The sequence below is a fragment of the Streptomyces sp. NPDC059668 genome, assembly GCF_042734135.1.
Taxonomy (GTDB): Bacteria; Actinomycetota; Actinomycetes; order Streptomycetales; family Streptomycetaceae; genus Streptomyces.
Window position 1 is genome coordinate 22,299 of record NZ_JBHWEL010000007.1, and the last position, 20,382, is coordinate 42,680.

Genomic DNA, 20,382 nt, shown 5'->3' on the forward strand with positions numbered 1-20,382 from the left:
CACGCGCGCGTGCCGTACGAGAACGATCCTGAGGTCCGGGTTCCACAGGCGGTCGCGAGTGCGCCCGGCCTCGACGCGGTGGGCGCGCGGCGTCATTCGTTCGTCGAAACGCCCGGTGGGTCTTCCACCGCCACCGCCATCGCCGTCGCCAGGGCTGTGGCGGGATCCCCGACCGGCTCTCCCACAGGTGTCCAACCGCCACGCTCCTCGCGATACGGCCACCATCGGCCGTCCTGTCCGAGGCGCAGCTGCACCGGCGCTCCGGCCACGGTCCAGCGGTTGCGGGAGGCGACCAGCGACGGCCGTTCGTCCTCGGTCCAGGCGGACGCCAGCGCGGCACGCGCGCGTGCGAGAGCCTCCGTCCCCACGGTCCACTCGTCCTCGAGCACGGACAGTGCCACCGCTCCGCCGAACTGCCAGGCACACACCGCGAGCGTCAGTTCCCGGCGGCCCCGGCCCGATCCATGGGCGAGGCGCCCGGCGATCGGCGGGGCCGGGTGGGCCGCCGCGAGTCGGACCGCGTCCTGCTCAAGCGTCAACTCCTGCTCCGGCGGTGCCCATTCGTGACCCGGTCCGACCGCACGGGCCAGCAGCCGGTACGCCTCGGCCGCCGTCGCCATGGCCAGGAACTCCAGGGCGGACGGGTCGACACCGGGCGGCGGCGCGGTCCCGGTGTCGGAGGAAGGCGGCCGGCCGGGCCCTTCGGGCGGGGGAGGAGGGACGGGCAGGGGAGGCAGCAGGTCACCGGCCGCGTACGCCTCGGCGGCGGCGACGCTTCGGCACGTGGGTTCCGGCACTCCCTGGGCGTACCGGTTCCGTGCGTTCGCGCCGCCGGCGGTACTGCCGCGCCGTTGGAGTTCGTCGAGCAAGGTCCGTTCGGTGCGCCCGCGCAGGAGCAGCAAGGCGAACGGGTCGTGGTCCAACAGGCGCGCCATCTGGTAACTGAGCGCCGAGGTGTGCGCGCAGTGGTCCCAGGCCCCGCAGTCGCAGTCGGCCTCCAGGTCGCCGAGCCCCGGCAGCAGTTCGACGCCGGCGTCCGCCGCGTCCTCGACCAGGTGTGCGGGCATCTCGTGGTCGAGGAGCGCCGCGACATGTCCGGCCCGTTCGACGGCCATGTCCACGAAACGGTCCCACCGCTCGTCGGCCAGTTCCTGAACCAGTACGTCGGCCCGGTGCGTGGTGTGATCGCGATCCCGTACGACGGCCGTGATGCGTCCCGGACGCACCGACACGGAACCCACCGCTCCCGCGCGCGCGAGCCTGCGGCCCGCCTTGAGCTGTTCGGAGTCCAGCGAGGCGTCCTCCAGCGCCTTCACCCAGGCACGACCCCACCAGGTGTGCGCGAAGCCCCGACCGCGCAAGGGAGGCAGCGCCGCGAACGTGCGCTCGTCGCCGTCGTCCGTCATCGTGCGTCCCCTCGCAGTTCAACCAGTTCGGCTAGCTCGGCGTCGGTCAGTTCCGTGAGCGCCGCCTCCCCGGCACCCAGGACCGAGTCGGCCAGCAGCTGCTTGCGCCGCAGCATCTCGGCGATGCGGTCCTCGATGGTTCCCTCGGCGATCAGCCGGTGCACCTGCACGGGTCGGTGCTGGCCGATGCGGTACGCGCGGTCGGTGGCCTGTGCCTCCACCGCCGGGTTCCACCAGCGGTCGTAGTGCACGACATGCTCGGCCCGCGTCAGGTTCAGGCCCGTTCCCGCGGCCTTCAACGACAGCAGGAAGACGGGGACCTCGCCCGCCTGGAAGCGCCGCACCATCGCCTCGCGCTCGTCGACGGGTGTCCCTCCGTGCAGGAACTGGGTCGGTACACCGCGTGCCGCGAGATGGCGCTCGATGAGGCGTGCCATCCGTACGTACTGCGTGAAGACCAGGACGCTCGCGCCCTCGGAGAGGATCGTGTCGAGCAGTTCGTCCAGCAGTTCCAGTTTCCCGGACCTGCCGGGGATCCTCGGCAGGTCCTCCTTGAGATACTGCGCCGGGTGGTTGCAGATCTGTTTCAGCCCGGTGAGCAGCTTCACGACGAGGCCGCGCCGCGCCATTCCGTCCGAGCCCGAGATCTCCGCGAGCGTCTCGCGCACCACCGCCTCGTACAGACCCGCCTGCTCTGCCGTGAGCGAGACGGCACGGTCGGTCTCGGTCTTGGGCGGCAGCTCGGGCGCGATACCGGGATCCGACTTGCGGCGCCGCAGCAGGAAGGGCCGGACCAGGCGGGCCAGCCGCTCGGAGGCGGCCGGGTCCTGACCGCTCTCGACTGCCTGCGCGTACCGCGTCCGGAAGGAGCCGAGGCTTCCGAGCAGACCCGGTGTCGTCCAGTCCAGGATCGCCCACAGCTCCGAGAGGCTGTTCTCCACCGGGGTACCGGTCAGCGCCACGCGCGCGCGTGCGCCGATGGTGCGCAGGGCCCGGGCCGTCGCCGAGTAGGGGTTCTTCACGTGCTGGGCCTCGTCGGCGACGACCATGCCCCAGGGCACCTCGCCGAGCCGCGCCGCGTCGACCCGCATCGTGCCGTACGTGGTGAGCACGAACTCCCCGCCCCGCAGTTCTTCCAGACCGCGCCGGGAGCCGTGGAAGCGGCGCACCGGGGTACCAGGGGCGAACCTCTCGATCTCGCGCTGCCAGTTGCCCAGCAGTGAGGCCGGGCAGACCACGAGCGTGGGCCCCGCGGCAGCCTCGTCGGTCTGGCGGTGCAGATGCAGTGCGATCAGGGTGATCGTCTTGCCCAGCCCCATGTCGTCGGCGAGACAGCCACCCAGCCCCAAGGAGGTCATCCGGGCGAGCCAGCCGAGACCACGCAGCTGGTAGTCCCGCAGGGTCCCGTGGAGCGCGGCCGGCGGGCCAGCCGGCTCCTGCGACTCCGGGTCCGCCAGCCGCTCCCGCAGCGTCGCCAGCCACCCCGAGGGCCGCACGTCGACCTGGTGGCCGTCGACCTCCGTGGAGCCCGTCAGAGCGGCGCTCAGCGCGTCGACGGGTGTGACCTTGCGGTCCCGCAGCGCCCGGGCGCGGTGCACCTCGTGAGGGTCCACGAGGACCCACTGGTCGCGCAGCCGCACCATGGGACGGTTCGCCTCGGCGAGCAGGTCCAGCTCCCGCCGTGTGAGCTGCTGATCGCCCAGGGCGAACCGCCAGTCGAAGGCGAGCAGGGCGTCCGTGGACAGAAAGGACGGCGTGTCCGACGAGACCCGCTCCGGCCCCCGCCCCTCGTCGGACGGACCGACGACCGCGCGGGCGGTCAGCTTGCGTGCCAACTCCCTGGGCCAGTGCACGTCGACGCCCGCGAACCTCAGCAGACGGGCGCCCTCGCCGAGGAGTTCGGTCACCTCTTCGTCCACGAGTTCCACGGCATCCGGCACCGCCGCCGAGAGCAGTGGTGCCAGCGGGGCCCAGGCGTGGGCCGCGCGGCGAAGGGAGAGCAGGACGTCCATCCGCGCCCGCGGGCCGAAACCCGGCGCACCGGCCCAGACCGCGGAGGCGTCCGCGACGACGCCGGGATCGCTCAGGCTGTGCACCTGGAGCACCGCGCGGAACGGCAGCCGTGCCCCGTACACATCGGCCGACGCCAGGCCAGGGATCTCCACGCGCACCGAGACGCGTACGCCCGCGTCGTGGCCCGCGGCCACGTCGGCCGCCCAGGCGCGCAGCTGTGGCACCTGCTGCGGCTCCCGGGCCGCGAAGACCGGACCGCCCGAGGCGAGCGAGGCGGCGGGGGAGCGGGGCAGTGCGTCGGCCACCGCGTCGAGGAAGGCGCCCAGCAGCCGCTCCGGTTCGGGCAGCCGCGGTGGCTCGACCTCGCCCACCGGCACGGCGTGCGCCTCGGGCGGCATCGCGGCGGCGAGCTCGCGCACCCGCTCCCGGTCCTCGGCGCGCAGCGGCCCCGCGCGCCAGGCGTCGTGGCCGTCGTCGGTCACCCCCGGCAGCAGCAGACCGCGAGCGGCGAACTGGAGGGCGAGCACGGAGGCGGCGCCCCAGAACGCGGCCGCCCGGTGGGCCCGCGCGGCGGCACGCGCGCGCGTGAGGACCGGCAGCGCGGCCCGGACGGGGAGCTCGACGCCGGACACGGTCACCAGGCCGACACCGCCGTCCCCGGGCAGTACGACGGTCAGGTCCCGAGGGGTGCCCGACGCCACCGCCGGCGGGATGCCGCCCTCGGGCCGCCAGAAGACGACGCTCCCGGCGCGGGCGGGTTCGGCGGGCATGAACACGGCGCAACAGTGAGCCAGTTCGGAGATCTCGGCGGGCGTGGCCGCGGGAATTCTCTGCTCGGCGATGACGTATTCCTCAAATTTGACTACTGGGGTCGGAGTCGCCGAGGGTACAGCACTCGGCCCGCACGGGCAGGTACGCCGCCGCGCCGAAGCACGTCGCCCCGCACCGGGGGTGCAGGTAGCCCCCCTGCGCGCGAAGGGACAGCCTCCGTACGCATCCGGGTGATGGCGCCATGGCTGCCGGAGGGTACCGATTCGTACGTTTCATCAGGTCAGCCGATGCCTGAGAGAACCGGAGACCCACCATGCCCGACACCGCCGCAGCCGTCGCGGAACACCCTCCAGGGGCAGAGGTCGGGCAGTCCCCGGGAAGCGGGTTCGCACCACTCCTGCGCGCTGTCAGGAATCAGGGTCTCCTGGAGAGGCGCCGAGGCTGGTACGCGCTCACGATCACCGTGAACGCGCTCTTCCTGACCGCGATCGTGACCGGCGTCGTCCTGCTCGGCGACACGTGGTGGGCGGTGCTCCTCGCCCCGCCGCTCGCCGTGTTCTCGGCCCGGACGGCCTTCATCGGCCACGACGCCGGTCACTCACAGATCACCACCGACAAGAAGACCGGCCGTGTGATCGGCCTGATCCACGGGAACCTGCTCCTGGGGATGAGTTACGGCTGGTGGAACGACAAGCACAACCGGCACCACGCCAACCCCAACCACATCGACAAGGACCCCGACGTCGTCGCCGACGTCCTGGTCTTCACCGGTGAGCAGGCCGGGGAGCGGGTCGGCTTCCGGCGCTGGCTCACCCGCAACCAGGCCTGGCTCTTCTTCCCGCTCACTCTCCTGGAGGGCGTCGCCCTGAAGGTCCACGGCTTCCGGGACCTGCGGAGGCAGCCGCCGCGCGAGCGGACGGTGGAAGCCATGCTGCTGGTGGCGCACGTCGTGGCGTACGCGACGCTGCTGCTCACCTCCATGTCCCCGGCCAAGGCGCTGACCTTCGCCGCGCTGCACCAGGCGCTGTTCGGCCTGCACCTGGGCATGGCCTTCGCACCGAACCACAAGGGCATGGAGATGCCCGACCCGGACGGCGAACGCTGGGGCCACCTGCAACGCCAGGTGCTCACCTCGCGCAACGTTCGCGGCGCCGTCCTGACCGACTGGTTCCTCGGCGGCCTCAACTACCAGATCGAGCACCACTTGTTCCCGAGCATGCCCCGGCCCCATCTGCGGCGCGCCCAGCCGCTGGTACGGGCACACTGCCGGGAATTGGGTATCCCCTATGCGGAGACCGGGCTCGTCGACTCCTACCGGCAGGCCCTGCGCCACATGTACGAGGTCGGTGAGCCGCTCAGGGCCGAGTAGCCGCGGAATGGCCGGCGCGCGTGCGGATGGACTCAGGGGTGAGTAGGGGAGCGCCTCAGGGATGTCTCAGGGTCGCGCACTGGAACCGAGAACGGCGCGGGCCCGTTCTCAGGACAGAGAGCGGCAGTAGCCGCGAAGGAGGCGACACATGTCGAAGAACGCGAAGATCGCCGCAGGAGGTGTGGCGGTCGGCCTCATCCTGCTGATCTGGCTGCCCTGGTGGGCCGCCTTCCTGATCGTGGTGGGGGTTCCGGCTGCCGCGTACCTGACGCTGGACCCCTCGCAGCGGCGCCGGCTGCGCCGGGTCACCCGCAAGGAGCTAGGACGCTGAGCGCCGCAGGCCCGGAGCGGGCGGTCCCGGCGTAGAGGGGGAGACGGTCATGTCGCCGCTCGCGGACCTGAAGGGCGTACGGCCCGCGAGCGGCAGCACGCACCGTCCTGGGTGCTCGCGCGGCGCGGCCGCTCAGCTGGGACGAACGGCCATCTTGTCGAGGGCTTCCAGGAGCCCGGGCAGTTCGGGGCCGCGCCCGACGGGAAGGACCTCACCGGGCTCCTCGTCCAGGAGGACGAACGCGATGTCGTCGGTTCGGGCGACCATCGACCAGCCCGGGCCGTCCGCCCGCAGGGTCCGGGCGTCGCCGGTGGCGAACGAAGAACGGACCCGGCCGAGCGGCGGCGGCGTGTCCACGTAGGACCGCGCCTCCGCCAGCACCCGGCGGATTCCCTTGCGCCCCTTGCCGTCGCTCGCGGACTCGTCCTGAGGCGTGTCCTTGTCCCGAACCTTGCCCTCGTCCCGAGCCTCGCCTTCGTCCCGAACCTCGTCCTCCGCCGGTGCCTCGTCCTGAGCCTGGGTCTCGTCCTCCGCCTGAGCCTTGTCCTCCGGCGTGACGAACTCGGCGTCGTCGATCTGGTCCCGCCACGTCGACCACTGGAGGGCGATCTCGTCGGCGCCGAGACGCCGTTGCGCCGGCCCCCAGTCGGTGGTGTCCGGCGGACAGAGCGGCGCGCGCTCCGTGAGCTCGGGAGCGGGGTCGTGCGGGGCGGGAACCCCCGGCGCCGCGACAGCGACCGCGAGGGGCCAGCCCGGCAGCGCGCAGACGACCGTCCGCTCGTCGGGCGACAGCTCGTGCTCCATGCCGCAGTCCCAGGACGCGATGGCGACGGCGACCAACGAGACATCGTCGATGACGACCGTCCACCGCGCGCCGTCCCCATCCTGACCGAGCACGATGCCGTACCCGTCGGCCAGCGGCGCCAGATCGAGCGCCGCGCAGGCCTCCGGGTAGTCGTCGCCCAGCACGCTGGGGAACTTCGCGGGCGTCAGCAGCACCGCCGTCAGCACATACAGCGCGTCGTCGTCCCCGGTGGCGACGGCGTCATCGTCCGTCCCAGCCATCCCAACCTCCCCATCGCTACCTTCGTCGGCGCACCCTAGTGCGACCGGAAGGTGCTTGTCACGGGCCCGAAGCCCACGCGGAGCTGCAGTTATCCGGCTGGACAGGGGCGAAACGGCCGTCGCGGCCCCGGCCGTCAGCCTGTCGGCAGACCCAGCAGCGTCCGCGCCACGGTACGGGGCGACTCGTCACGCTCGCGGGCCAGGGCGATGACCGCGCGGCAGGCCAGTTCGTTCACCCCGAACGACAGGGCCTCCGGCGACACCCAGGTCGCGGCCTCGTCGATCCGCTCCTGATCGTCCTCCGCGCACGCCGACACATATGCCGCGGCGGCCTCGAACAAATTGTGCGCGCGCTTCTCGCGGCGCTGCTTCGCGGGCTCCCGCCCCCCGGCCTCCTCGGCCGTTCCGGGGCCCCACAACCTGCGGAATCTGGCGAACATGCCGGACATCGGACCGCCTTCCCCTGCGGACTCTTCATCGCTGACCGTTCATCTGCCGCTACTCAACGTAGAGTTGAAGCCTCGGCGGCAGAAGGGGGACGGCCCGGTGAAGCGCTACGAGCGGCTCGAACAGATCCGGCGGATGGATCCGTACGAAGAGGCGTCGGAGATCTATCGGCTCAGCTCCGCCTACGAGTTCCCCTGGGACCTCACCCGGGCCCTGGAACTGGCCCTCTACCGCACGTACGCCGTCCCCGGCATCGGCCGGCTCCTCGCCGAGACGGCGGAGCTCACCGGCCGCACACAGAAGCGGTACGACGACACAGCGCTGCTCCTGGACGCCCTCGTCGAGCACGGCTTCGAGTCCGAGGAGGGGCGTACCGCGATCCGGCGCATCAACCGGATGCACCGCAGCTACGACATCAGCAACGCGGACATGCGGTACGTGCTCTGCACCTTCGTGGTCGTGCCCAAACGGTGGATCGACGCCTACGGGTGGCGCAGGATGTCACGGCACGAGATCGTCGCGTCCGCGGTCCACTACCGCGCTCTGGGACGGCACATGGGGATCGAGGACGTCCCGCAGACGTACGAGGAGTTCGAGACATGCCTCGACGCCTATGAGGAGGCCCAATTCGGCTGGGACGAGGGCGCGCGACGCGTCTCCGACGCGACCCTCGACCTGATGGCCTCCTGGTACCCGCGCCCTCTCGCGCCCCTGCTGCGCGCCTCGACGCTCGCGCTGCTCGACGAGCCGCTGCTGCGGGCGTTCCGGTACGAGCCGCCGGGTGCGGCCACCCGCGCGCTGGTCCGCCGTGCGGTACGGACGCGCGGCCGTCTGGTCCGGCTGCTGCCGCCCCGCCGGGATCCGCACCACGCCCGGCAGAACCGAGAGATCAAGGGGTACCCGAACGGCTACCGCGTCGCCGAACTGGGCACGTGGCCGGTGCCGGGCGTGCGCGGCTGCCCCGCCTCACCCGTCCCTCGCGTCGAGTGAGCCGATCGTGGCCCGCGGCCACGACGGTTCGGCCACGCTCGTGGCCCGCGCGATGGTGCGGATGCCGCGTCTGAAGGGGTCGTCGAGCTTCTCGGCGCGCGGTGAGCATGTCGAAAACGGCGGCCACGCGCGCGTGCTCGACGAGGTCGGCCCCGTCTGGACCGTCACCATGCGACTCGCCGGCCCGCTCGCCCTCCACCGGACCGCGACGGGACTCGCGCGCGGCACCACGCCCACGGTGCGCCGCCTGCTGGAGAGGTCGACGGTGGCCTGGCCCGTGACCGCCTTCAGGGGGAGCTGAGCGGCGAACCGGCCGACAGGACTGGGCTGGAGTCCGCCGGTGTGCGTGTGGTGACCGTGCCCGGAGTGGGGCACGACATCATGTTCGACCACCCCGACGCCTTCGTGGCAGCGGTCTCCGCGACACCCTGAGGCCTCAACTCCGGCGTACCGCGAGCGCCAGGAAGCGCGCGTCCTCGTCGGCGTACGACGTCAGATCCCATCCGGAACCCGCCAGCAGAGGACGCAGGTTCGCCTCCGCGCGCAGATCGTCCGGTGTCACCCGGCGCCCCTGGCGGGCCGCGAGAGCCGCCCTGCCGATCGGATGGAACAGCGCCAGCGTGCCACCCGGACGCACCACACGCGCCAACTCCCGCAGATTCGCCTCCGGGTTCGGCAGATGGGCGATGAGGCCCGCGCCGAACACGGCGTCGAGCGACCCGGTGCGCAGGGGCAGCGCGGCGACGTCGGCGAGCAACAGCCGCCCCTTGCGGTCCTGCCCGGCCCGTACCGCGGCCGTCAGCATCGCCGGGGTCAGATCGGCCCCGATGACGACTCCGGACGGCCCCACGGCCGCGCGCAACGGCGGCAGGGCGCGCCCGGTGCCGCAGCCCGCGTCGAGTACCCGGTCGCCCTCGCGCAGGCCGAGTTCGGCCGCCGCAGCCGCGTACGCGGGCCCGTCGTCGGGAAACCTGACGTCCCAGTCGGCGGCGCGCGCCGTGAAGAACTCCCGGACATGTGTGTGGTCGTCGCTCATGTTCCGCATGATCCCGCACCGACACGAAGGACGACGCTGCGCACACGTTCGAGCGTGACCCGATCGCCCGCCTGCCGTTCTGTGTCATATTGCAACACCTTTCGAAATGCGCCCCCTTGCTGCGCCCCCACCGGGGCTAGCGTCCCTGGGCCATGGGACACCTGGACCACGCCGCCTTCGGCTGGCTGACCCCCGTGCTGTCGTACGCGATGGCCTGTACCGGCGCCGCTCTCGGGCTGCGCTGCACGGTCCGGGCGCTCGGCGCCACCGGACGAGCGCGCCGCAACTGGCTCCTCGCCGCGGCCTCCGCGATCGCCACCGGCATCTGGACGATGCACTTCGTGGCGATGCTCGGGTTCAGCGTCAGCGGCACGGAGATCCGCTACGACGTCCCGCTGACCATCCTGAGTCTGCTCGTCGCCCTGCTCGTCGTGGGAGGAGGCGTCTTCGCCGTCGGGTACGGCCGCGACCGTGGGCGCGCGCTCGCCCTCGGCGGACTCACCACAGGGCTCGGGGTGGCGAGCATGCACTACCTCGGGATGGCCGCGCTGCGACTGCACGGCTCCGTGCACTACGACCCGATGCTCGTCGGGCTCTCGGTGGTGATCGCGGTGGTCGCGGCGACCGCGGCTCTGTGGGCGGGGCTCAACATCAAGTCACCCGTCGCGGTCGTCGGGGCCTCCCTCGTCATGGGAGGCGCCGTGAGCAGCATGCACTACACCGGCATGCTGGCGGTGAGCGTCCGCGTCAGCCCTTCCGGTGAGGCTCTTCCCGGGGCCGCGGTGATGCAGTTCGTCTTCCCCCTCGCCGTCGGCCTCGGGTCCTATCTCTTCCTGACATCGGCTTTCGTCGCCTTGTCGCCCACGGCCCGCGAGCGGGAGGCGTCCGCGGCGGCCCAGCGGCCGGTCGGGAGCGCCGCCCGCTAGCCACGGTCCCCGTTCCCGGAGCCGGGCCGACCCGCCCGGAGAGCCCCGAATCATTGAGTGAGGAGGCCATGCGTACACCCCGCACAACCCCCGTACCCGGCGGCGCCGAGGCGCCGTCGTCCCGGGCTCCGGCGCGCGGTCGTCGTGCCCACGCGGGATCGCCCGCCGAGGAGCACGGCGACGTCGACGCGGACACCGCCGGGAAGGACTCCGAGGGGAACCCGCCTTCCGAGGCGATCCTGCGCCGCGCGGGCCGCTGGAGTCCGCGCCCCAGGACCGTGCGGGCCAAGATCATCTGCCTGCTGATGGTGCCGGTCGTGTCCCTGTTCGCGCTGTGGGCGTACGCCACCGTGACGACGGCTCAGGACGTCGCGCGACTGCGCCAGTTGCAACGCGTTGACTCCATGATCCGTGTCCCGGTCGACAACGCCGTCACCGCGCTGCAGGCCGAGCGGACGGCCTCCGTCCGGTATGCGACCGATCCGGACCCCGAGCGGCAGCGAGACCTCGGGACGCTCGCGCAACGCACCGACCGTGCGGTGGCGAAACTGCGCCTCGGTGACCGCAACACCGTCGCCGACGGTGCCGACCTGCCGGCCGGGGTGGCCGGTCGCCTCGAGTCCTTCGTCACCGGAGCGGAGGACCTGCGAACGCTGCGCAGCGCGGTCCGAGCGCGCCGCGTGGGCTGGGACGAGGCCTACGGGCAGTACACCAGGGTCATCTCGACGGCCTTCGCGGTGACCGGCGCGCTCACCAGCGTCCAGGACCCCGGCCCGGGATCCGAGGCGCGCGTGCTCCTCGAGTTCTCCCGGGCGGGGGAGGCGCTCGCCCAGGAGGACACGGTGCTGTCCGGCGCACGGCTCGCGGGCACCCTTGACGGTGAACGACTGCGGCTGTTCACCGGAGCCGTCGCCACCCGCCGCGCGCTGACCGACGCGTCCGTCGCGGATCTGCGGGGGGCCGAACAGGCCTCCTGGCGCGCCCTCATGGGCGGGAGCGCGTACGGCGACGTGGGCGTCGTCGAGGACAGGGCGCTCGCGTCCCGGCCGGGCGTTGTCGCCCTCGCCGCCGCTCCGGAAGCCGACTGGAACGCGGCTCACGCGCGCGTGCGTGACGCCATGCGCACGATCGGGGCCGGCGCGGGCCGAGGTGCCGAGGGCCGGGCCTACCCGTTGACCCGCGGTCTGCGGACGCCCGCCGGTGCCGCCGTCGTGTTCGGGCTCGCCGCCGTCGCCGCGTCACTCGTCATCTCCGTACGCATCGGCCGGGGCCTTGTCGTCGAGCTGGTGGCCCTGCGCAACAGCGCCCTGGAGATCGCCCGGCGCAAACTCCCCGACGCCATGCGCAAACTGCGCGCGGGGGAGGAGATCGACGTCCGGGCCGAGGCACCGTCGGGGCCGCCCTCCGAGGACGAGACCGGCCAGGTCGCCGAGGCCCTGGGCATCGTCCACCGGGCCGCCCTGCGCGCCGCGGTCGAGCGTGCGGAACTCGCGAGTGGAATCTCCGGGGTCTTCGTCAATCTCGCCCGGCGCAGCCAGGTCCTCGTGCATCGCCAACTGAGCCTGCTGGACAGCATGGAGCGGCGGTCGGAGGACCCGGACGAACTGGGCGACCTCTTCCGGCTCGACCACCTCACCACCCGTATGCGGCGCCACGCGGAGAACCTCATCATCCTCTCGGGCGCGGCTCCCGGCCGGGCCTGGCGCCTGCCGGTCTCACTGACGAACGTGGTCCGTGCGGCCGTGTCCGAGGTGGAGGACTACGCGCGCGTGGAGGTACGGCAGTTCCCGGAGACGTCCGTCCTCGGTGCCGCCGTCGCCGACCTCACGCACCTCCTCGCCGAACTCGTCGAGAACGCCGCGCAGTTCTCACCGCCGCACACCCATGTCCGGATCACCGGCGAGCCGGTCGGCAACGGCTACGTGCTGGAGGTCGAGGACCGGGGGCTGGGCATGGGCAAGGAGACCCTCGACGAGGCCAATCGGCGCATCGAGGAGACCGAGACGCTCGACCTGTCCGACAGCGACCGGCTCGGTCTCTTCGTGGTCAGCAGGCTCGCCGCCCGGCACGACATCAAGGTGCACCTGCGGACCTCGCCCTACGGAGGCACGACGGCGGTCGTCCTGCTTCCCACGGCGCTGCTGCAGTCGGGCCCGGCGGAACGATCCCCTCGCCAGGCGGACACCGAAGGGCCCGCGGAACGCGAGTACGCGCGCGTGTCGGCCGCCCCCGAAAAGGAGGCCGTCCGGACACCCGTCGAGCGGCCCGTCCTCGTGGCTCCCGTACAGGCCGCCGTCGAAGCCGCCGTGGACACCTCGGCCGAAACACCGCCACCAGGAGTCACCACCTTGCGGTTGCAGCGTCCTCCGGAGGCCCCCGACGGTGACGACGGCCTCCCCAAGCGCGTACGGCAGGCCAGCCTCGCACCCCAACTGCGCGAGCAGCGCGCGGAGGAGCCCGCGTACACGCCCGGTCCCCGGAGGGAAGACACCCGCACCCCCGAACTCGTACGGGACCGTATGACCGCCTACCGCGCCGGCTGGGCGCGCGGCAGCGGCCGGGCATCCGGTCCCGGTGGCACCTCGGCCCCCGATGCGGGTGGCGACAGCGGCGAAGGAGACCCCGCGTGATTCAGGACCCGAGCCTGCGGGCTGCCCAGAGATCCGGCGAGCTCGACTGGCTGCTGGACGACCTGGTGCTCCGGGTGGCCGAAGTACGGCACGCGGTGGTGCTGTCGAACGACGGGCTGGCGGTGGGCGCCTCCACCGGTCTCGTCCGCGCGGACGCCGACCACCTGGCCGCCGTCGCCTCCGGCTTCCACAGCCTGGCGAAGGGCGCGGGACGCCATTTCGGTGCCGGAGGCGTACGACAGACGCTGGTCGAGATGGACGACGGCTTCCTGCTCGTGGCGGCGGCCGGCGACGGCTCGTGTCTCTCCGTCCTCACCGCCGCGACGGCCGACATCGGCCTGGTGGCGTACGAGATGGCACGGCTGGTCAAGCGTGTCGGCGAGCACCTCCACGCGCCTCCGCGCGCCGCCGCGCAGCCGCCCGCCGGCGGTTCGGCCGAGGAAGGCAGATACGGATGAGCGAGGGTGCGGCGGGCAGCCAGTGGTACGACAACGAGGCCGGACCTCTCGTCCGCCCGTACGCGATGACGGGCGGCCGCACCCAACCCGGCCCCACCGGAGTGCGGTTCGATCTGATCGCCCTGGTCAGCCTCGACACGGGCGCGCCCGCGGCGGACGACTCACTGCTCGGGCCGGAGCACCGGCACCTCATCGACCTGTGCCGTGTCGAGACCCAGTCGGTGGCCGAACTCGCCGCGGACACCGACCTGCCGGTGGGCGTGGTCAGAGTTCTGCTGGGCGACCTGCTGGAGCGTGGCCGCGTCAAGGTCAGTCGCCCGGTGCCGCCCGCGCAGCTGCCCGACGAGCGGATCCTCCACGAGGTGATCGAAGGACTGAGGGCGCTCTAGATGAACCATGTCGGCCCGTCCCTCGACCGCTTGTGCCCAGTTCTGGATGCCGAACAGCCGCGAGACGGTCGCAACGGACCATTTGCGGTCCGTTCCCTCGTGGGGGAGCCGCAGTTGCCATGATGCTGACTTCGCGCACCCGCAGACCTGTACCGAACGCACCGAAGCGCCCGTCCTGCACCCGGGTTCCATCACACCGGGTGCGGACGGGCCATGCCGACCCCTGTCGGCACTCCCGAGGGAAGTGATCGATGCTCTCCGAGAACTCCGACGCCTCGGCCGCCGAGTCGTCCGCGCTGGCGTTGAAGATACTGGTCGCCGGCGGGTTCGGCGTGGGGAAGACGACCCTGGTGGGCGCGGTCAGCGAGATCCGCCCGCTGCGCACCGAGGAACTGCTGAGCGAGGCAGGTCAGTCGGTGGACGACACCGAGGGCGTGGACCGCAAGGCCACGACGACCGTCGCCATGGACTTCGGCCGCATCACCATCCGGTCCGGTCTCTCGCTCTATCTCTTCGGCACCCCGGGACAGGACCGGTTCTGGTTCCTGTGGGACGAGTTGTCGCTGGGCGCGCTCGGCGCCGTCGTCCTCGCGGACACCCGGCGCCTGGAGGACTGCTTCCCTGCGGTCGACTACTTCGAGCACCGGCACATCCCGTTCGTGGTGGCCGTCAACTGCTTCGCGGGCGCCCGCGCCTACGGAGCCCAGGACGTGTCCCGCGCCCTCGACCTCGACCGGGGCACGCCGGTGGTGCTCTGTGACGCCCGGGACCGCGACTCCGGCAAGGAGGTGCTGATCCGACTGGTGGAGTACGCCGGGCGGGTGCACACCGCCCGGCTGCTCGACTCCGTGGGCTGATCCCTTCGGGTCGCCGGAGGCTCACGGACGAAGGGATCAGCGGTCAGTCCGCCACCGCGGAGTAGGCGAGGACCTTGCCGATGCGCACGCGGACGAGGAGTTCGCCCGGGACTCCGTTGCGTCTGCCGAACTCCTCCGCCCGCTCCGCACCCATGTAGCGGCCGCCGATGCGGGTGGCCCAGTGCCGCAACTCGTCGAGGTCCTCGGACAGTTCGGCCCGGCCTTCCAGCACCACGAAGTCGAAGGGCGGCCGGTCGTCGTCCACACAGAGGGCGACCCGGCCGTCACGGGCCAGATTCCGTCCCTTCACGGTCTCCTTCGAGGTGTTGAAGACCAGGTCGTCGCCGTCCAGCAGGAACCAGATCGGCGCCACATGCGGACTCCCGTCCGCCCGGACGGTCGACAGTTTTCCGGTGCGGGTGCCGTGCGAGACGAAGGCCCGCCATTGTTCGTCGGTCATCTTCTGTGCCATGCCCCCATCCTCCTTGCCCGGAGCGCGGCTGTGGGGAAGGCTGGCTGGTCGAATCCTCCGGTCAGGGGGAGTCACCACAGGGGGAGACGGACATGGATCAGAACACGGGACTCGGCTGGCTGCTGGACGATCTGACCGAGCGCGTCGAACACGTACGGCACGCGCTGGTGCTCTCCAACGACGGGCTGGTGACGGGTGCCAGTACGGGACTTCGACGCGAGGACGCCGAACACCTGGCGGCGGTCTCGTCGGGTCTGCACAGTCTGGCAAAGGGCTCCGGCCGTCACTTCGGCGCGGGCCAAGTACGTCAGACGATGATCGAGTTCGACGAGGCGGTGCTCTTCGTCACCGCGGCGGGCGACGGCAGCTGCCTGTGCGTTCTCAGTGCCGCGGAGGCCGACATCGGTCAGGTCGCCTACGAGATGACCCTGCTCGTGAACCGGGTCGGCGAACACCTGCGCGTGGACACCCGCCAGCCGGAACGATCCCCCACAGCGGACTCCTGACCTGCGGAGACGTATGCGCGGCGGAGTTATCCACAGGCATGCCGCGAGATTCGCCGGACCGGCTACGGTTTTTCTCGAGGCGAGCGCACACCGGCGCGAGCACCGAACTCCACGGGGGAGACCGTCATGTCCGGCAACACCATCACGCAGTCCGTCACATGGTCGCTCGCCCGCGCTGCCCGCGAGCTGGAGCTCAGGCGCGGGGAGTTCGACCTGGCCGTGCACCTCGGATACGTCCGCACCGGGCCCGACGAAGGGGGTGGAGGTCGCCGGGTCACTCATGCGGAGATCGACCGCGTGCGTTCCCAGGAGGGCTTTCCCGAGAGGCTGCGAGAGCGCGTCAAGGCCGTCGGTACGACAGAGGGTGCCGCCCTCATGGGCATCTCCACCGCGAGGTTCACCCGCCTCGCGCGCCTGGGCCTCGTGGTGCCGGTCAAGTTTTATCTGAACCGCTACAGGGCCGTGGTCTGGCTCTATCTGGCCGAGGAACTGCGGCGGTTCCCGGCAGACAGGCAGAACGCTCCGCTGCTCAGGGGCCGTACGCCCGAAGGACTCCGCGACCAGTTGGAGGCCGGCCTTGACCTCCGTCCCCGCAACTGGCGGGGCAGGCACATGGGATTCCTGCTGCGCCAGGCCGAGGGCCCCTGGGCGAGGGCGGCGGTCGTGGCCTCCCTGCTCGACCCCGTCCAGGTGGCGGAGGTCGTCAGGGATCCGTACGAGCGCGCCTGCCTGAACCGGTTCCGCCCCGAACGCCCCTCCCACGGCGCGCCGGACTCGCCCGCCGCGCACCTCGTCTCCCGGATCATGACAGCCGAGGACCCCGACGAGATCAGCTGGCTCCGCGCCGACCTGGGGCAAGCCGTCGCCGAAGCCCGGGAGACGCACCCCGCACCGCGTCCGACGCCGGGGGCCGAGGCCGGCGACGTCCCAGAACCGGCCGGATCGTTCCCGGGCCGTTCAGTCCCACCGGCGTCGCGACCGGCCGTCGCGGCTCCGGCCGCCTTCGCGCCGGCTGCCCCGGTGCCGGTCGTCGCCCCGCCGGTCGTCCCTCCGACGGCGGCTTCGCGGCCGGAGGCGGCCACCCCCGAGGACCTGCCCGCGCCCGAGGGACGCGAACGGCCCCGCGGGCTGCTCGGCTGGTTGCGCCGCGGCAGCACCTGACGACCTGGCAGGCCGTCACATCGCCATCGCTACAGCGCCCGGAACAGGCCTTCCTGGACGACGGAGACGAGCAGGCGTCCCTTCCTGTCGTAGATGCGCCCGCGGGCCAGCCCCCGGCCGCCGGTCGCGATGGGCGACTCCTGGTCGTACAGGAACCACTCGTCCGCCCGGAACGGCCGGTGGAACCACATCGCGTGGTCGAGCGAGGCCATGTCGAAGCCACGCGGACCCCACAGCGGCTCCACCGGGATGCGGACGGCGTCCAGGAGGGTCATGTCGCTCGCGTACGTGAGGGCGCAGGTGTGCACGAGCGGGTCGTCGCCCAGCGGCCCCACGGCCCGCATCCACACCGCGCTGCGTGGCTCCGCGTCCTTGATCTCGTCCGGTGTCCAGCGCAGCCGGTCCACGTACCGGATGTCGAACGGCTGGCGGCGCGCCATGCGTTCCAAGGCCTCGGGCAGCGTGCCCAGGTGCCTGGAGATCTCCTGCGGCAGCGTCGGCAGCGACTCGGGGTCGGGGACTTCGCGAGCCGGTGGCAGCTGGTGCTCGAAGGTCCCTTCCTCAGGCTTGTGAAAGGAGGCGGTCAGGTTGAAGATCGTGCGTCCCTGCTGCACGGCGGTGACACGCCGGGTGGTGAAAGAGCGCCCGTCACGGACCCGTTCGACCTGGTACACGATCGGCACGCCCGGCCTGCCCGGACGCAGGAAGTACGCGTGCAGCGAGTGCACCGGCCGGTCGCCGTCCGTGGTGCGCCCGGCGGCGACCAGCGCCTGGCCCGCCACCTGCCCACCGAAGACGCGCTGCAGCGACTCGTCGGGGCTGCGGCCACGGAAGATGTTGACCTCGATCTTCTCCAGATCGAGCAGGTCGACGAGTCTCTCGGCTGGGTTCGTCATGCGTGTGTTTCTCCTGTGCTCACAGCTGGCCGACGTCGGTGACCTTGACGACGGCACGTCCCTCGGCGTCGGACGCCGTGAGGTCGACCTCCGCGCTGATGCCCCAGTCGTGGTCGCCGTTCGGGTCGGCGAAGGTCTGACGGACGCGCCACAGGCTGTTCTGCGGCTCCTCCACGATGGACAGCAGCTTGGGACCGCGGGCGTCGGGGCCGGTGCCGAGGTCCTCGTACTCGTCCCAGTACTTGTCCATCGCCTCGCCCCAGGCATCGGCGTCCCAGCCGGAGTCGGCATCCATCGCGCCCAGCTCGCCGACGTTGTCGAGCGCGGCGAGCTCGACCCGGCGGAACATCGCGTTGCGGACGAGGACACGGAAGGCGCGGGCGTTCGCGGTGACCGGTTTGACCTGGTCGGCCTTCTCCTGGGCCTCCTCGGCCGTCATCACCTCCGGGTTGGCGAGCTGCTCCCACTCGTCCAGCAGGCTGGAGTCGACCTGGCGCACCAACTCGCCCAGCCAGGCGATCAGATCCACCAGGTCCTCGGACTTGAGGTCGTCCGGGACGGTGTGCTCCAGGGCCTTGTAGGCGCCGGCCAGGTAGCGAAGGACGATGCCCTCGGTGCGCGCGAGCTCGTAGAAGGAGACGAACTCGGTGAAGGACATGGCACGTTCGTACATGTCACGGATCACGGACTTCGGCGACAGCGGGTGGTCGCCGACCCACGGGTGGCTCTTGCGGTAGGTGTTGTAGGCGTGGAAGAGCAACTCCTCCATCGGCTTGGGGTACGACACGTCCTGGAGCCGCTCCATGCGGTCCTCGTACTCGACGCCGTCCGCTTTCATCGCGGCCACGGCCTCGCCCCGTGCCTTGTTCTGCTGGGCCGCGAGGATCTGTCGCGGGTCGTCCAGCGTGGACTCCACGACGGACACCATGTCGAGCGCGTAGGACGGGGACTCGGGGTCCAGGAGGTCGAACGCGGCGAGCGCGAACGTCGACAGCGGCTGGTTGAGCGCGAAGTCCTGCTGCAGGTCGACGGTGAGACGCACGATGCGGCCCTCGGCGTCCGGCGTGTCCAGTTTCTCGACGACGCCGCCGTCCAGAAGCGAGCGGTAGATCGCGATCGCCCGCCGGATGTGCCGCAACTGCTGCTTGCGCGGCTCGTGGTTGTCCTCCAGCAGATGCCGCATCGCCTCGAAGGCGTTCCCGGGCCGTGCGATGACCGACAGAAGCATTGTGTGGGTCACCCGGAAACGGGAGGTGAGCGGCTCCGGTTCGGAGGTGATGAGCTTTTCGAAGGTGTTCTCGGTCCACCCGACGAAGCCCTCGGGAGCCTTCTTGCGCACCACCTTGCGGCGCTTCTTCGGGTCGTCGCCGGCCTTGGCGAGAGCCTTCTCGTTCTCGATCACGTGCTCGGGCGCCTGCGCGACGACGTAGCCCGCCGTGTCGAAGCCCGCCCGTCCCGCGCGCCCCGCGATCTGGTGGAACTCACGGGCGCGCAGCGTGCGCACGCGATTGCCGTCGTACTTCGTCAGCGCGGTGAACAGCACGGTGCGGATGGGGACGTTGACACCGACGCCAAGGGTGTCCGTGCCGCAGATGACCTTCAGCAGGCCGGCCTGGGCCAGCTTCTCGACCAGTCGCCGGTACTTGGGGAGCATGCCGGCGTGATGGACACCGATTCCGTGGCGTACGTAGCGGGAGAGGTTCTGGCCGAACTTGGTGGTGAACCGGAAGTTGCCGATCAGCTCGGCGATCTGGTCCTTCTCCTCCCGGGTGCACATGTTGATGCTCATCAGAGCCTGCGCCCGCTCCACGGCCTGCGCCTGGGTGAAGTGCACGATGTAGACCGGGGCCTGCCTGGTCGCGAGGAGCTCGGTGAGGGTCTCCGTCATCGGGGTCAGCTCGTACTCGTAGAAGAGAGGCACGGGCCGGGTCGCCGAGCGGACCACCGACGTGGGACGGCCGGTACGCCGCGTGAGGTCCTTCTCGAACATCGACATGTCGCCGAGCGTCGCCGACATCAGGATGAACTGTGCCTGGGGAAGTTCCAGGATCGGGATCTGCCAGGCCCAGCCGCGGTCGGCCTCCGCGTAGAAGTGGAACTCGTCCATCACGACCTGGCCGACATCGGCGTGCTTGCCGTCCCGCAGCGCGATGGACGCCAGCACCTCGGCGGTGCAGCAGATGACGGGCGCGTCGGCGTTGACGGAGGCGTCGCCGGTCAGCATGCCCACGTTCTCGGTGCCGAAGATCTTGCACAGCTCGAAGAACTTCTCCGAGACGAGCGCCTTGATCGGCGCCGTGTAGAAGGTGACCTCGTCCCGGGCGAGCGCCGCGAAGTGCGCACCCGCGGCGATCATGCTCTTCCCCGAGCCGGTGGGGGTCGAGACGATCACGTTGGCCCCCGAGACCACCTCGATCAGCGCCTCCTCCTGGTGGGGGTAGAGCGTGAGACCACGTTCCCCGGCCCACGACTCGAAGGCTTCGTAGAGGGCGTCGGGATCTGCGGTCTGCGGCAGCTGATCGATAAGGGTCACGCCCCCATCTTGCCTGTCGACCCGCTCGATGGGGGAATCGGATGTTCGGCCGAAGATCACGAACGTTACGCTGTGGCGCCGGCGAAGCGTCACCGCGCGCGGGCAACTGGACAGCGGCACAAGTGG

Annotated in this window: 18 protein-coding genes and 1 pseudogene; 10 read left to right on the top strand and 9 right to left on the bottom strand. The window is 71.5% G+C overall.

All coding sequences use genetic code 11. The features are described 5' to 3' along the window. Positions 1-92: 92 nt before the first annotated feature. Together ACFV2J_RS07980 and ACFV2J_RS07985 are read right to left on the bottom strand one after the other, a co-directional pair. A complete protein-coding gene (locus ACFV2J_RS07980; RefSeq protein ID WP_385081896.1) occupies positions 93-1,406 on the bottom strand; it encodes an SWF or SNF family helicase in 1,314 nt (437 codons plus the stop codon). After that, entirely contained in the window at positions 1,403-4,189 is a 2,787-nt protein-coding gene (locus ACFV2J_RS07985; RefSeq protein WP_385437822.1) for a DEAD/DEAH box helicase, read from the bottom strand. Before ACFV2J_RS07985 ends, ACFV2J_RS07980 begins: the two co-directional genes overlap by 4 nt. Before the next feature lie 314 nt (positions 4,190-4,503). Here ACFV2J_RS07985 and ACFV2J_RS07990 point away from each other — a divergent pair, with 314 nt between their 5' ends. Both ACFV2J_RS07990 and ACFV2J_RS07995 read left to right on the top strand, forming a co-directional pair. Next, entirely contained in the window at positions 4,504-5,559 is a 1,056-nt protein-coding gene (locus ACFV2J_RS07990) for a fatty acid desaturase family protein (protein WP_385081894.1), read from the top strand. A 148-nt stretch (positions 5,560-5,707) separates the two neighbouring features. Then, complete coding sequence (locus ACFV2J_RS07995) at positions 5,708-5,890, top strand: hypothetical protein (RefSeq protein WP_101407670.1); 183 nt, start codon at positions 5,708-5,710, stop codon at positions 5,888-5,890. Between the two features lie 132 nt (positions 5,891-6,022). Here ACFV2J_RS07995 and ACFV2J_RS08000 read toward each other — a convergent pair whose 3' ends face one another. Next, positions 6,023-6,955, bottom strand: coding sequence for a hypothetical protein (locus tag ACFV2J_RS08000; protein ID WP_385081892.1), 933 nt, complete (start codon positions 6,953-6,955; stop codon positions 6,023-6,025). A gap of 134 nt (positions 6,956-7,089) precedes the next feature. Continuing rightward, positions 7,090-7,395, bottom strand: coding sequence for a hypothetical protein (locus ACFV2J_RS08005; RefSeq protein ID WP_385081891.1), 306 nt, complete (start codon positions 7,393-7,395; stop codon positions 7,090-7,092). A 106-nt stretch (positions 7,396-7,501) separates the two neighbouring features. Here ACFV2J_RS08005 and ACFV2J_RS08010 point away from each other — a divergent pair, with 106 nt between their 5' ends. Then, complete coding sequence (locus ACFV2J_RS08010; RefSeq protein ID WP_385081889.1) at positions 7,502-8,392, top strand: oxygenase MpaB family protein; 891 nt, start codon at positions 7,502-7,504, stop codon at positions 8,390-8,392. Here the strand turns inward: ACFV2J_RS08010 and ACFV2J_RS08015 are convergent. Next, positions 8,369-8,491 (bottom strand): annotated as a pseudogene (locus ACFV2J_RS08015) (PadR family transcriptional regulator); the annotation flags it as partial. The gene ACFV2J_RS08010 and the pseudogene ACFV2J_RS08015 sit on opposite strands and share 24 nt — an antisense overlap. Positions 8,492-8,828: 337 nt before the next feature. Further along, positions 8,829-9,428, bottom strand: coding sequence for a class I SAM-dependent methyltransferase (locus ACFV2J_RS08020; protein ID WP_385081887.1), 600 nt, complete (start codon positions 9,426-9,428; stop codon positions 8,829-8,831). 152 nt (positions 9,429-9,580) lie between these two features. On the opposite strand from ACFV2J_RS08020, the gene ACFV2J_RS08025 reads away from it, so the two are divergent. The 5 genes from ACFV2J_RS08025 (at position 9,581) to ACFV2J_RS08045 (ending at position 14,688) form a co-directional block, all read left to right on the top strand. Further along, positions 9,581-10,354: an MHYT domain-containing protein gene (locus ACFV2J_RS08025; protein WP_385081886.1), complete on the top strand. Its 774-nt coding sequence runs from the start codon at positions 9,581-9,583 to the stop codon at positions 10,352-10,354. 68 nt (positions 10,355-10,422) lie between these two features. Continuing rightward, entirely contained in the window at positions 10,423-12,984 is a 2,562-nt protein-coding gene (locus ACFV2J_RS08030; RefSeq protein WP_385081885.1) for a nitrate- and nitrite sensing domain-containing protein, read from the top strand. After that, positions 12,981-13,442 carry a roadblock/LC7 domain-containing protein gene (locus ACFV2J_RS08035; RefSeq protein ID WP_385081884.1) on the top strand — a complete coding sequence of 154 codons (462 nt, stop codon included), beginning with the start codon at positions 12,981-12,983 and terminating at the stop codon, positions 13,440-13,442. Before ACFV2J_RS08030 ends, ACFV2J_RS08035 begins: the two co-directional genes overlap by 4 nt. Further along, on the top strand, positions 13,439-13,831 hold the full coding sequence (locus tag ACFV2J_RS08040; protein WP_385081883.1) for a DUF742 domain-containing protein: 393 nt from the start codon (positions 13,439-13,441) through the stop codon (positions 13,829-13,831). Before ACFV2J_RS08035 ends, ACFV2J_RS08040 begins: the two co-directional genes overlap by 4 nt. A gap of 251 nt (positions 13,832-14,082) precedes the next feature. Beyond that, positions 14,083-14,688 carry an ATP/GTP-binding protein gene (locus tag ACFV2J_RS08045; RefSeq protein ID WP_385081881.1) on the top strand — a complete coding sequence of 202 codons (606 nt, stop codon included), beginning with the start codon at positions 14,083-14,085 and terminating at the stop codon, positions 14,686-14,688. 43 nt (positions 14,689-14,731) lie between these two features. Here the strand turns inward: ACFV2J_RS08045 and ACFV2J_RS08050 are convergent, their stop codons facing one another. Beyond that, positions 14,732-15,160 (bottom strand): PPOX class F420-dependent oxidoreductase, encoded by a 429-nt coding sequence (locus ACFV2J_RS08050; protein WP_385081880.1) that lies wholly within the window; start codon positions 15,158-15,160, stop codon positions 14,732-14,734. Positions 15,161-15,252: 92 nt separating this feature from the next. On the opposite strand from ACFV2J_RS08050, the gene ACFV2J_RS08055 reads away from it, so the two are divergent. Together ACFV2J_RS08055 and ACFV2J_RS08060 are read left to right on the top strand one after the other, a co-directional pair. Further along, a complete protein-coding gene (locus ACFV2J_RS08055; protein WP_385081879.1) occupies positions 15,253-15,666 on the top strand; it encodes a roadblock/LC7 domain-containing protein in 414 nt (137 codons plus the stop codon). Positions 15,667-15,792: 126 nt separating this feature from the next. After that, complete coding sequence (locus ACFV2J_RS08060; RefSeq protein ID WP_385081878.1) at positions 15,793-16,827, top strand: DUF6397 family protein; 1,035 nt, start codon at positions 15,793-15,795, stop codon at positions 16,825-16,827. Between the two features lie 29 nt (positions 16,828-16,856). Here ACFV2J_RS08060 and ACFV2J_RS08065 read toward each other — a convergent pair whose 3' ends face one another. Both ACFV2J_RS08065 and ACFV2J_RS08070 read right to left on the bottom strand, forming a co-directional pair. Then, the gene (locus tag ACFV2J_RS08065) at positions 16,857-17,723 is read right to left on the bottom strand and encodes an acyl-CoA thioesterase (protein ID WP_385081877.1); all 867 of its coding nucleotides are present in this window, start codon (positions 17,721-17,723) and stop codon (positions 16,857-16,859) included. 19 nt (positions 17,724-17,742) lie between these two features. Next, positions 17,743-20,256 carry a DEAD/DEAH box helicase gene (locus ACFV2J_RS08070; RefSeq protein WP_385081876.1) on the bottom strand — a complete coding sequence of 838 codons (2,514 nt, stop codon included), beginning with the start codon at positions 20,254-20,256 and terminating at the stop codon, positions 17,743-17,745. Positions 20,257-20,382 lie beyond the last annotated feature (126 nt).

Excerpts from the sequence above, each read along its gene's own strand:
- ACFV2J_RS08065 (WP_385081877.1), bottom strand. The coding sequence starts at position 17,723 with ATGACGAACCCAGCCGAGAGACTCGTCGACCTGCTCGATCTGGAGAAG.
- ACFV2J_RS07980 (WP_385081896.1), bottom strand. The coding sequence starts at position 1,406 with ATGACGGACGACGGCGACGAGCGCACGTTCGCGGCGCTGCCTCCCTTG.
- ACFV2J_RS08050 (WP_385081880.1), bottom strand. The coding sequence starts at position 15,160 with ATGGCACAGAAGATGACCGACGAACAATGGCGGGCCTTCGTCTCGCAC.
- ACFV2J_RS08055 (WP_385081879.1), top strand. The coding sequence starts at position 15,253 with ATGGATCAGAACACGGGACTCGGCTGGCTGCTGGACGATCTGACCGAG.
- ACFV2J_RS08060 (WP_385081878.1), top strand. The coding sequence starts at position 15,793 with ATGTCCGGCAACACCATCACGCAGTCCGTCACATGGTCGCTCGCCCGC.
- ACFV2J_RS08045 (WP_385081881.1), top strand. The coding sequence starts at position 14,083 with ATGCTCTCCGAGAACTCCGACGCCTCGGCCGCCGAGTCGTCCGCGCTG.
- ACFV2J_RS07995 (WP_101407670.1), top strand. The coding sequence starts at position 5,708 with ATGTCGAAGAACGCGAAGATCGCCGCAGGAGGTGTGGCGGTCGGCCTC.
- ACFV2J_RS08030 (WP_385081885.1), top strand. The coding sequence starts at position 10,423 with ATGCGTACACCCCGCACAACCCCCGTACCCGGCGGCGCCGAGGCGCCG.
- ACFV2J_RS08000 (WP_385081892.1), bottom strand. The coding sequence starts at position 6,955 with ATGGCTGGGACGGACGATGACGCCGTCGCCACCGGGGACGACGACGCG.
- ACFV2J_RS08005 (WP_385081891.1), bottom strand. The coding sequence starts at position 7,395 with ATGTTCGCCAGATTCCGCAGGTTGTGGGGCCCCGGAACGGCCGAGGAG.
- ACFV2J_RS08020 (WP_385081887.1), bottom strand. The coding sequence starts at position 9,428 with ATGAGCGACGACCACACACATGTCCGGGAGTTCTTCACGGCGCGCGCC.
- ACFV2J_RS07990 (WP_385081894.1), top strand. The coding sequence starts at position 4,504 with ATGCCCGACACCGCCGCAGCCGTCGCGGAACACCCTCCAGGGGCAGAG.
- ACFV2J_RS08040 (WP_385081883.1), top strand. The coding sequence starts at position 13,439 with ATGAGCGAGGGTGCGGCGGGCAGCCAGTGGTACGACAACGAGGCCGGA.
- ACFV2J_RS08025 (WP_385081886.1), top strand. The coding sequence starts at position 9,581 with ATGGGACACCTGGACCACGCCGCCTTCGGCTGGCTGACCCCCGTGCTG.
- ACFV2J_RS07985 (WP_385437822.1), bottom strand. The coding sequence starts at position 4,189 with ATGCCCGCCGAACCCGCCCGCGCCGGGAGCGTCGTCTTCTGGCGGCCC.